At 40.0% G+C, this 10,773-nt stretch carries 9 protein-coding genes; 4 read left to right on the top strand and 5 right to left on the bottom strand.

Annotation, left to right across the window (positions count from 1 at the left end; genetic code table 11):
• The first annotated feature begins 85 nt into the window (after positions 1 to 85).
• On the top strand, positions 86 to 1,327 hold the full coding sequence (locus tag B9A52_RS07900; protein ID WP_231955519.1) for a BamA/TamA family outer membrane protein: 1,242 nt from the start codon (positions 86 to 88) through the stop codon (positions 1,325 to 1,327).
• Positions 1,328 to 1,431: 104 nt separating this feature from the next.
• Here the strand turns inward: B9A52_RS07900 and B9A52_RS07905 are convergent, their stop codons facing one another.
• A complete protein-coding gene (locus tag B9A52_RS07905; protein ID WP_084119790.1) occupies positions 1,432 to 2,652 on the bottom strand; it encodes a DUF5692 family protein in 1,221 nt (406 codons plus the stop codon).
• Between the two features lie 369 nt (positions 2,653 to 3,021).
• Here B9A52_RS07905 and B9A52_RS07910 point away from each other — a divergent pair, with 369 nt between their 5' ends.
• Both B9A52_RS07910 and B9A52_RS07915 read left to right on the top strand, forming a co-directional pair.
• On the top strand, positions 3,022 to 3,429 hold the full coding sequence (locus B9A52_RS07910; RefSeq protein ID WP_231955520.1) for a hypothetical protein: 408 nt from the start codon (positions 3,022 to 3,024) through the stop codon (positions 3,427 to 3,429).
• Positions 3,430 to 3,439: 10 nt separating this feature from the next.
• A complete protein-coding gene (locus B9A52_RS07915; RefSeq protein ID WP_084119792.1) occupies positions 3,440 to 3,841 on the top strand; it encodes a hypothetical protein in 402 nt (133 codons plus the stop codon).
• Positions 3,842 to 4,771: 930 nt separating this feature from the next.
• On the opposite strand, the gene B9A52_RS07920 is transcribed toward B9A52_RS07915, so the two are convergent.
• The 3 genes from B9A52_RS07920 to B9A52_RS07930 all read right to left on the bottom strand — a co-directional run bounded on the left by B9A52_RS07920 (position 4,772) and on the right by B9A52_RS07930 (position 9,565).
• Positions 4,772 to 5,095, bottom strand: a complete 324-nt coding sequence (locus B9A52_RS07920) for a hypothetical protein (RefSeq protein WP_157370107.1) — start codon at positions 5,093 to 5,095, stop codon at positions 4,772 to 4,774.
• Between the two features lie 14 nt (positions 5,096 to 5,109).
• Complete coding sequence (locus B9A52_RS07925; protein WP_084119794.1) at positions 5,110 to 8,151, bottom strand: Eco57I restriction-modification methylase domain-containing protein; 3,042 nt, start codon at positions 8,149 to 8,151, stop codon at positions 5,110 to 5,112.
• A gap of 253 nt (positions 8,152 to 8,404) precedes the next feature.
• Positions 8,405 to 9,565, bottom strand: a complete 1,161-nt coding sequence (locus B9A52_RS07930; protein WP_084119795.1) for a baeRF7 domain-containing protein — start codon at positions 9,563 to 9,565, stop codon at positions 8,405 to 8,407.
• A 100-nt stretch (positions 9,566 to 9,665) separates the two neighbouring features.
• On the opposite strand from B9A52_RS07930, the gene B9A52_RS07935 reads away from it, so the two are divergent.
• The gene (locus tag B9A52_RS07935; protein ID WP_084119796.1) at positions 9,666 to 9,977 is read left to right on the top strand and encodes an HPF/RaiA family ribosome-associated protein; all 312 of its coding nucleotides are present in this window, start codon (positions 9,666 to 9,668) and stop codon (positions 9,975 to 9,977) included.
• Positions 9,978 to 10,123: 146 nt separating this feature from the next.
• On the opposite strand, the gene B9A52_RS07940 is transcribed toward B9A52_RS07935, so the two are convergent.
• Positions 10,124 to 10,753 carry a rhomboid family intramembrane serine protease gene (locus B9A52_RS07940; RefSeq protein ID WP_084119797.1) on the bottom strand — a complete coding sequence of 210 codons (630 nt, stop codon included), beginning with the start codon at positions 10,751 to 10,753 and terminating at the stop codon, positions 10,124 to 10,126.
• Between the last annotated feature and the right edge of the window lie 20 nt (positions 10,754 to 10,773).

The following is a 10,773-nucleotide window of genomic DNA, read 5'->3' on the forward strand; positions in this document are numbered from 1 at the left end:
GAAAAATGGCTATCGAATTTTTGATAGCTGTTTTTCTTTTTGATGGAATATAACACACCAAATATTTATTCACTTTTAATTAAAGATGATGATGAAAAGCCAAAGATATTTATTGATGATTTTATTGCTTTCCAGTTTTGTAACCTTGGCATTTAGTCAAAATCAGGAAGCTGTTCCAGAAGGTAAGAAAGAAAAAAAAGTAACCATTATCCCCATGCCGGTTTTAGCTGCTAATCCTACCACAGGATTGGTTTATGGCATTGCTCCTGGATTTAATTGGTTCAATGGCAATCCTGAAACAACCAGTATGACAAGTGTATTGGGTACATTCCTATATACCCAAAAAAACCAATTGTTTCTTCAAGTAAGAGGAAATGTGTTTTTGGAAGATGATCGTTGGATGTTGATGACAGACTTGAGATATAACCTTAATAGTCAACCAACTTACGGATTGAGTACTGATGCTACTTATATGTACCATACAGTTGTAGGAGAAGACGGAGAAGTCTCTGATGATTTGGTCAAAGGCCCACCGGAAAATGAAATGATGGGATTTGACCATTTCAGATTTTACCAGACTGCTTTGAGAAGGCATAAGGATTCCCGGTTTTTCTATGGGGTGGGGTATCATTTGGACATCATGTCCAATATCGATGACAAGCAATTGGACCTGGAAGCAGATCCTCCCAGACTCACCTACCACTACCAATACCAAACAGGTAAGGACATGCCGCTTGATGGTTATACCCAATCGGGGGTGTCTTTGAATGCCTCTTTGGATAGTAGGGACAATGTGGCCAACCCTTATGACGGCAGATTGGTATTTGCCTCTTTGAGACTCAATCCTGAGTTTTTGGGAAGTACAGAAGGTGCAAGTCAACTCTGGTTAGAATACAGGGATTATTTCAATTTGAATCCTGAAAGACCAAGGAATTTGATTGCTGTTTGGGCTTATGGTTGGTTTGTGACCGGAGGCAACGTTCCCTATATGTTTTTGCCTGCTACAGGTTGGGACATGTTCGGGAGATCCGGAAGACCCTATACTATGGGAAGGTTCCGGGGTGAAGACCTGACCTACACAGAAGCAGAATGGAGGTTTCCGCTCCAAAAGACCAAGGACAGATTGGGTGGTGTAGTTTTTGTCAATGCCACTTCTGCCAGTAGCAGAACGGATAATGTGAAACTATTCAGCCATTTTCAGGCCGGCTATGGTGCTGGCTTGCGCTACATGATCAGTCCCAAAAACAGGGTTAACATTGGCTTGGATTATGGACGGGGCATACATGGGGCTTCTGCCATTTTCCTCAATTTGAATGAGATGTTTTAAAATCTAAAATGAATCAAAATCAAAAAGGCTATCCCATATCAGGATAGCCTTTTTCATTGTCTGCATTTAAGTCAACAACTTATAATATTAAAAAAGGGGATTGATTATAATACAGATTCGCTTTGACCTACTTCCAGATTTGCAGGAGCCTTTCCGGTAAATCTCCATCTATAATGAAGGATAAAATAGGCCAAATTGAAGGCCAAGCTGACCAACGCCATCGTCATTACCAAGCCTTCTGACCTTGGCATAGGAATGACAAATGTTAAGCCTAGGCTGTTGTCTGCAAAGGCTTTGAAGCTGAAGAGATACATCATGTATATAGCCAATGTAAATGCTCTTGCTTGTAGATAGGTGCCCTTCTTGATCCAAATAGCAGCAACTGTAGGGGCCAACAAAACAATAAATGAAAATGCTACAGTATTAGGGAAATTGATATAAACAAAGGTGATATTCCAAATGTCATAGGCCAAAATCCAAAATGTTGTCATACCGGGCCACAACATGTCGTGCGGCTTTTCTTCGTCCCTTTTGATTCCCTTCCACCTGGAAATCGTAATCATACACAGTACTCCCGCAATGGCATTGATGAGGTTTGGTAAATCCGGTTGCGAAAAATCCTGCAAAACAGCCTCGGCAATATTGATGGCCAAAATCAACATGACCACAAATTTTGCCCAAGTTTTTCCATCGATATTGTGAAATCTAAATATCATCGTAAATACACTGCCAGCAACCGCGGAATATAGTTTGATCCACCTGAACCAACCGTCAAATCCAGCTTTAAGCCAGTGTGGTATCAAAGCAATAGGAAGAATGAAATAAAGTAAGTAAGAGACCCCTTTGTAATACCTTGATAATTCATTTCCGACCATCAAAACCACAAACAAAAACACCAAATGCATCCATGACCAAAATGGTTTGCTTTTCCGGATTTCCACATCTGTTACCCCATCTACATGTTTGAATTCATACCTCGTTTCATCAATATAGTTGATGATTCTATCGGATAATTCACCGATTGGGCCTGAGGCATCACCGGATAGAACGATATTTGCCCCCTCCATCGTCCAATTGAAAGTCTGCTTCAATTTGCTGACAGTCAAACTTTTTTCGACATCGACTGTTCCGTCTTCTTTAAATTGGAAATCATACACCAAGCCACTGCCTTGGGTATCGACCATGGAACCTTCCAAAGTACCTATCCAGCGGCCGTGGTCACCGGGCAGACTTTGGGCCTGTGCCTGTGCAGCACTGAAAAGGAAAACAAACATTGACAAAAGGAATACTTTGAGCGGAATCCCTTTAAAATTTAATTTGAACATAAGTTTGTGGTTTAAAAGATGAAACTAAAGAATCGTTTAAGTAAGTAAATTAAGTAATTATCTTAAAAATCAGGTAATAATGGATTGATTTATCCAATAATTTGTAAAAAAAAGCATAAGGCAAATTGAGAACTATTGGAAATACGTCAGGGGCCAATTTAAGTTTTACCTCTGCAAGGGTTTCACTGTACTTTCACCTAAAAAATAAATACCAACTATTGTTTATTTATTTCTCTTTTACTAACTTTTATTACAGTTTTTTACTGTTTGTCTATTTGTTTTATTTTAACCCAAATTTTTATGGAAAATCGAATTTCGATTGAGATCCCACAGGCGGATCTTGCGGCTGCAAAAGCCGCACTTCAGCAGGTGCAGGGTATTTTAGCACCCTATGTGATTGCCCTTACTCCCGAGCAGCGGAAGACCATTCCGAAGATGAGTGATGGCACGGAACCTTTCGTCGAAAAGGTAATGGACTATGCTGTCAACAATGTGGAGTTTCTCCCGCCCTTTGTCAGTCAGGAGGAAATGCAGAAGGATTGGTCAGCAGTAATGGGTCTGATGCCCCTGTTGCGGATGGTAGATCAGATCAAAGACACGCTGAGTGATACGGCCATGATGGCCGGTTCCGAGGCGTATCTTGGCGCATTGAGCTATTACAACTCGGTAAAGCAAGGAGCGAAAGTCAATGCCCCCGATGCCAAGGCTATCTATGAAGACCTGAAAAAAAGGTTTGAACGGAGAAGCCGAAAAGGAAACGGCAGTGTGATTGAGTAATTAATAATGATTGGGTCTATTAAATGACCCTTATCAGGCCGGACCATCAGGTTCGGCCTTTTTTAATGCGAGTCAAAATGATCCAAAGGATCTCTTCCAAACTTTCTCATTCCACCTCCAAGGCCCACTTTCCGAGCAACACAATGAAATTGTCGAGCAAAAAGGTGGAAACTTCGAGCAAAAAGAGAGAATCGTCGAGCAAAAAGGTGGAAGCTTCGAGCAATTAGGTGAAATTGTCGAGCAAAAAGGCGAAAGTTTCGAGCAAATAGGTGGAAGCGTTGAGCAAAAAGGCGAAAGCTTCGAGCAAAAAGGTGCAAGCTTTGAGCAAATAGGTGCAATTGTCGAGCAAAAAGGTGAAAGCTTTGAGCAAGTAGGTGCAAGGTTGGAGCAAAAAGGTTCAATGATGGGGTAATCAAGTAGGGGGGGGGACTTCCGAAGTCCCCCCCTCTACTTGGGAAGTACCGCTTTTTTGAAATTTCCCATCGGATCGCGGATGACCCAGAATGGGTCAAATGTTTATAGTAATCTGGTAAGTTGAAAAGGTACGACCCCGTCGGGGTCGAACAAAACGGAGACACGGACTTGACTATAAACATGTAATCCCTTTAGGATTATTTTGGAAGAACTCCCGGCAACTTTATAGGATCCAAAAAATAATTGGGCGAAGTTGCAAACTCCGCCCAGTCAAACGCCTAAACTATACCCAGACGGGGTATTGAAAAAGTTTAATCAGATAGCCGCATCAATAGGTGAAAGAGACAGAAGAGGGTTAAGACCTTCTTAACTTAATGGAGGCAGGAGAGTAACATTCTTAACTTTCCTACTCCTGCCTATACCCAATAAGTGTCTACTGAATTATCCCAGTAGAGCGACCAAGACGAAAATTGATATAAATATCTTAATTAAGCGTCGAATGGCCCAAATTAACGTTCGCAAGAATCGTGAGGTTATCTTGATTTTTAACTTGAACTCCATGTATTTGTGAGTTAAGAGTAAAAAGATACCTCTTCTGTCAAACAATGAATGATTAATTGTCAATTAAAAGTTCCAAAACTGAGAATAATTTCAATCAAACGCTATCCCACAATGGTGGAGGAGGTGGTGCAGATTTTAGAGGTAAGTAGCTTCAGGATTTTATTTGTCGTTGTACCGATCATGAATTGTTTTTAGTATTCCGAAAATTAAATAGCCCAAAGCAATAATTCCTAAGACTGGCATTATTACAGTTCCAAGTCCAACCATAAAAAGAAGAAAACCACCAATTAATGAGATTAAAAATAACCAGGAAAAAATACCTCGAATTATAGAAAAGATATTCTTAAAAATTGAAGAAGATGTAGGTTTATTTTTTTTTTTCTATTACCTCATCGAAATTATCAATTGAAAAATCATAATCAATTATTTCATCCTTTTTTATAAATTGTTCATAATTGAAATCTCTTCTAATATAAATTTGCCTTGCAAATCTTTCTTCATTGTCAAAATATCCGATAAAGTAATTGTTTTCAAGATTTTCAATGTAATTCGCAACGCGGATTTTTCCATATTTAGGATAATTCTTTCTTAAATCCTCTTCTATTGTTTCTGTAATAATATTGAAATCAACATAATCTCCATTTTTTAGAAGTTCAATGACTTTTTCGTAAATGATTCTATCTCTTTCCATATTTGAAATTACCATCAATTTATTATTAATCCCCCCCCTTCCACTATCCTAATCTCCTCCTCCGTCAACCCATACAACTCATATACCAGCTTATCGATCTCGCGGTCGAGGCGGGTGATGTCGGATTGGAGGGCTTGGGCTTTGGCTTTTTGTTCATGGAAATACGCCATCCATTCCGCTTCTTCCGACAGACTCAATTTCACTTTTGCTTTCTTCAATTCTCCCAAGAATCCCTTGAAGTCTAAGGAAGGCCAGTTTTGGAGTTTGGTGGTAAGCTTTTCAATTGGAAACTTAGCAAGTATATGATTCTGAAATGCCGTTGAGAATCTAGTAAATATTTTTCCATTTTCCAGAAGAATGGATACTAAGCTTGAAAGGCTAATTTGGTTGTCACTGGGTATTTTCTTTATTGGAAGTTCTTTAAATTCTCCAACTCGAATCTTCGGGAATAAATTATCAAACTCATTATTTTTGTATCTAAAATAGAAGGCCATTAATCTAGAATTCAAGATTCCAAGAATATACTTTAAATCAAATAGATCACATTTTTTGGTGTCAATTCTGGCGATATAAAGACTTCTATCAATTTTAAATTCTTCTTCTATAAATGTGCTTACTAAAGTTGATCCTAAAATCTCTCTAAAAACAATTCTTGGCCCAGAAAAATATTCTATAGGTCTTGGAGCAGCTAGCCAATCACCATAACTTATATAGTGCTTTTCATCCCAATTGTAAAAATACCTACCAACATGTTGACCTTTCAACTCAGGGACGAATGTTGAATCCTTCTTAAAGTTGGAATGATAAGCTCTTGAACTTATGACCTCTGCTTCTTGTCCGGTATATTTATCATAAGGATTTATTCCACGGATTACATCTAAGATATTTCCAACTTTTTCAGTGTGCTTAATTACTTTTTCAAATAATGGAATTAATGCCTCACTTATTTCTACATCAAAAATAAATCCCTCATTTTTTTCAAACCTTTCTTGGTTTACAAAATGCCTAAATATCAATTGCTTGTCTTTAAATTCATTTATTTCAATTTTATTCCTGTTTTTTTCTTTTTTCCCAGTAAAAATCATTGTGTCAACCGTAGCTTCTTCAAAAACATTATCAAGATTAGGAGTGATAGTAAGGAAATTTAAATTGCTTAATACGAATTCTCGACAGCTTGACATCATCATATTCTTTAACCATGAATTCGGAACTATATAACTTATCACACCATTTAATCCAAGGAGTTTTATTTCCTTTTCAATAAATGAAACATACAAATCAACTTGATACTGGGCAGTGAAATATTCTTTTGATAATTGTTTCTTCAATACATCAGGTAGATCCTTTGAGACATAAGGCGGATTCCCCACCACCACATCAAAACCTCCTTTGGCAAATACCTTTGGGAATTGGGCTTGCCAGTGAAAGGCCAAGTCTCCTGCTACTTCGGGGTCATCGATCAGGGAGTTGCCAACTTTGATATTGGAACTGAGGGTACTGAGTTTTCTGCCTTTCTGTGCCGTACGCAGCCATAAGCTCAAGCGGGCTATTTCCACAGATTCTTCATTGATATCGACGCCGAAGATGTTGTTTTCGAGGATGTGGTTTTCCACGTTGGGGAAGACGATGCTGCTGCCGAAGAGCATGGATTCGAGTTCGTCCAGGTAGCGGTGCTCGGCCATCAGGAACTCCAGGACCTGATTCAGGAAAGCACCCGAACCGCAGGCAGGATCGCAGATGGCGAGTTGCAGCAGCCATTCCCGGTATGCTTTGAGTTGGGCCACAAGCTTCTGCAGCGTATCTTTCTTCCGCCCGGCTTTCCCCTTGGCAAATTCCTCATCGATGATGCCGAGTTCGGCTTTTTTCTCCGTGCAGAGTTTGCCGAGGGTATTGTCCACGATGTATTTGGTGATGTACTTGGGGGTGTAGAATACCCCGTCTTTCTTCCGCTTGGTTTTGCTTTTGTCCACAGTAGTCCCTTCCAGCGAAGCGCGGACATTCTCGATGTCGTTCAGACTGTGCTCGAAGATATGGCCGAGGATATTGGTGTCCACTTCGGATTCGAAGTCGTACTCGGTGAGTTTGGAAACGTGCTTTTTGAGCAAGCCATCGGAAATAGTCAGGCTGTCCAACAGTTCATCATGTGCAAAGAGTCCGCCATTGTAGGCATGGATTTCGGCTTTATCCTTCCTGGCGGGTCGCCCGGTATTCATAAATCCAAAATACAGCTTGAACCGATCGTAAAGTGGGACATAAGAATCCAAATGCTCTAAGGTTTCCCATTGCTTGATAATCTCAGAGATGGAGTTTGGCGGAAGCAGCCCCTTGTCCTCAGCAAAGAAAATAAAGAGAAAGCGGTCGAGTAGCTTTTGGCTTTTTTTATAGAGCAGGAGTTCGTCCAGTCCGGGATTATTGGCGACCATATCCTGCCAGAGTTGCTGTTTGAAAGCCGAATAATCGGAGTAAAGCTTTTTGGTGATCTGCTCTTCGATAATCAGGGATTCGGCCTTGATCTTTTCGGGAATTCCCTTCAGTAAGTTATCCTTTTGCAACAACAGCCACAGCATTCTAAACTCATCCTGCTGCATGTGAAGTATGGAGAACTCGTAGTAATCTACCGCATTGTGGATATAAAAGCGCAGCTTTTCAAAGTTGCTCGTGATGACATAGACACAATCAGGATGGTTGTTTTTGTAATTGAAAGCCTGATCCCGGATTTTTTCCAGATCCTTGGTATCTGTCCCTTTCAGTTCGATGACGGCAATTGCTTTGCCGTCCTTAATGATTGCACCATCCGTTTTCTTGCTGTCCTTGATGTTTTTGAGTTCCGTGGTCAGGTTAAAATCCGGATCGGGATTGATCGTGTAGCCGAGAATATTGACAAAAAGTTCACGGAGAAATCCCTCCTGAAACTGCTCTTCTTTCGATGCCCGGATATTTGCCCGGCGCATGGGATCGTGGAAGTAAGTCAGGTAAGCCCCAAAGGCAGCATGCATGGGTGCCTGTTCCTGACCTGCGAGGTATTTTTTAAGAACTGAATTCTGAAAAAGAGCCATAAGCTAAATTTGATCAAAAAGGGATTCAAACTGATTTGTTTTTGAAGATAAGGAATAAAGTAAATTTTCGGTAAGTTGGAAAAGGATTTTTAATGGGGCAGGAGGGTTGGACATTTCAGAATTGGGATTTCAAACCCCAAAAATAAAAGGGTGGAATTACAAATCCCACTCTGATAGGGAAGGATGAATTTAAAAAAAAGGTTACCCGATTTCTCAGGTAACCCATGATTTTATTCTTTTGGAATAAGATAGATTAAAGCGGATATCTTAGAATCCCTGCGATGGCAGCACTTTCTTCCGGCATCATCTCGGGATCTACCATATAGACTTTCCCTTTAAAATCTATGACCTTGGCGGCTGCTTCATCTATCAGACAGTGCATGCCGGGTTCTTGGGTATCAGAAAGGATGATTTTATGGTTGGTTTCATCATAGCTTCCCCACAGGTGTACATGGTCCTTATTGACCAAAAGTGTATCCACTGCGCCGGTCAAGGCTGCTTTGATCAGTTTAAGTTTGTCATTGTTGATGGCAAGACCATTGGCAAGATAGGAACCGAAGCTCGCTTTCCTTTCCAGTCTTTCCTTTTCAAAATATGGTTCTGCTACCTCCCAGGATTTGGCATGCAGTATCATCATATCATTATGGTTGAATGCTCCGGTTATCTTGCCTTCTTTCAAATAGTTATAACTGTTTGCCTCCCTATAAATCGGAGCAAGATATTCGACACCTGCCAAATAAAGGGGCAGCGGATTTTTGTTCAAAAGAGGAACAAGCTTGTTGTCCACCCTGTGGAAGAAATTCAAGAGTCTTTTCTTGCGCTCTTCATCAGAATTTTCACTGTGGCCATGAAACTGTGAACCAACTCCTCCACCTCCACGGGCCTGGAATCCTTTATCTTCCCCGCTTTTTTCTTCATCAGTAAAGGAAGAAGCAAAATCCTCATCGTCAATTTCCTGAATCCCGTTTCTTGTGGCTTCATAGAGATAAATATGATCCAGGTTCAGCAATAACAAATAGTAGTGCCCATCATCAGCCAATTCAGGAATCATCGGTAAAAGCATTGGCTTAGAACCTATAAAATGACTTCCTTCTTTAATTTCAAGAGGCATTTGGAAAATTTCCATTTCTCCATCAAAAAGAAAAACGGCCAACATATCGGAATTATGCTCCCAAAACTCTGGGTTTTCCAGCAAAGCATAAGCCGGGCTCAGGATTTTTTCAGTCTCTTTCCAACCAAATCCCTTTTCGGAATTTAACCGGCTTTCTATTTCCTGAAGTTGGTTTTTGAAATGGGTTTTGTCGTCTTTATAAGCATTGGTACTCAGTCGTGTGGTTGGAGTATAAATGGATATAAAAGGGAAACCTGATTTCTTTGACAATTCTATGAACTGATTTTTGTTAAAAATTTTCATTTTTTGATTAGGTTTAGAATGTTTTAGAAAGGAATTTTAGCTATCGATAATTAAAAATATCTATTTTATTAAATTAACAAAAAATCCAATAAATAATACTATGAATTACACAGAAAATTACAAAGGGATAAAAATTGATGTGCAAGCCCCACAAGTTGACCTTCCTGAAGGTCTGCAAGCCCAGATCAGAAAATCCATAGACAAGATTTCAAGATTTACCCACGATATCAATGCGGTTGATCTTTACTTTAATATTTCAGGAACAGGAAAGACAGCAGAAAGAATATTGGGAATGAGAGTTGGTATTCCTGGTCCGGATGTTTATTCCGAGGAAAAAGGGAAAGACAGATGGAATACCATGTTGAGAAGTGTCACGGATAAAAATATCAGACAACTTCAGAAGGATAAATAGGGATTTTAATTATGAAGGAGGTTTAACCCTACTTTGTCATATCAAATGGAGGAGAGTTAAACCTGACAGGTAAATAGCACCAATGGTCTCAAAAAAACCATTTAAGATGTAAAAACCTGTCAGGTTTCATATTTTCTGGTTAGTTATCAAAACATCCTGAAGCTTTTTATTTGGTCTATAAAATTCAGGGCACTTTGGGGATTGACGACCAAAATAAAGGCAATTCCAAACAGTGCTCCATATAAATGCGCGTCGTGGTTGATACCATCGGCGCCTTTTTGTGCCTGTACGACCGAATAGATCAAAAACATGATTCCTAATGCAAATCCCGGTAAACAAATAATCCCGAAGAGGCAGATATCCGACAAAGGCATCAGAATGATGCTTCCAAAGACGGTGGCCGCAACTCCGCCTGATGCACCAAGCGCACGGTAGTAGGAATGATCCTTATGCTTAAAGAAGGTTGGTATGTCGGCAACCACTATGGCACCCACATAGAAAAGCACATAAGCAATTATTCCCATCACCATTCCAAACTTAAATATCAAAAACATCTCCACCACCCTTCCAAAAAAATAGAAGGTAAACATGTTGAACAGCAGGTGGATATTGTCTTTGTGGATAAATCCCGAAAGTACAAACCTGTCCCACTGCCCCTTATTATTGATCATATAAGGTGTAAACATCCACCTGTTGAGCAGTTCAGGCTTTCTCCAGGCCTGATACGAAGTCAATGCAGTAAGGGCAATCAATACGACCGTTGCGGATAATTCCATTTGTTGAGGTTGTTTATTTG

This window comes from Aquiflexum balticum DSM 16537 (assembly GCF_900176595.1).
GTDB lineage: Bacteria > Bacteroidota > Bacteroidia > Cytophagales > Cyclobacteriaceae > Aquiflexum > Aquiflexum balticum.

Coding starts and splice junctions, on each gene's coding strand:
- B9A52_RS07900 (WP_231955519.1), top strand. CDS start 86: ATGATGATGAAAAGCCAAAGATATTTATTGATGATTTTATTGCTTTCC.
- B9A52_RS07905 (WP_084119790.1), bottom strand. CDS start 2,652: ATGTTCAAATTAAATTTTAAAGGGATTCCGCTCAAAGTATTCCTTTTG.
- B9A52_RS07920 (WP_157370107.1), bottom strand. CDS start 5,095: ATGGAAAGAGATAGAATCATTTACGAAAAAGTCATTGAACTTCTAAAA.
- B9A52_RS07925 (WP_084119794.1), bottom strand. CDS start 8,151: ATGGCTCTTTTTCAGAATTCAGTTCTTAAAAAATACCTCGCAGGTCAG.
- B9A52_RS07930 (WP_084119795.1), bottom strand. CDS start 9,565: ATGAAAATTTTTAACAAAAATCAGTTCATAGAATTGTCAAAGAAATCA.
- B9A52_RS07935 (WP_084119796.1), top strand. CDS start 9,666: ATGAATTACACAGAAAATTACAAAGGGATAAAAATTGATGTGCAAGCC.
- B9A52_RS07940 (WP_084119797.1), bottom strand. CDS start 10,753: ATGGAATTATCCGCAACGGTCGTATTGATTGCCCTTACTGCATTGACT.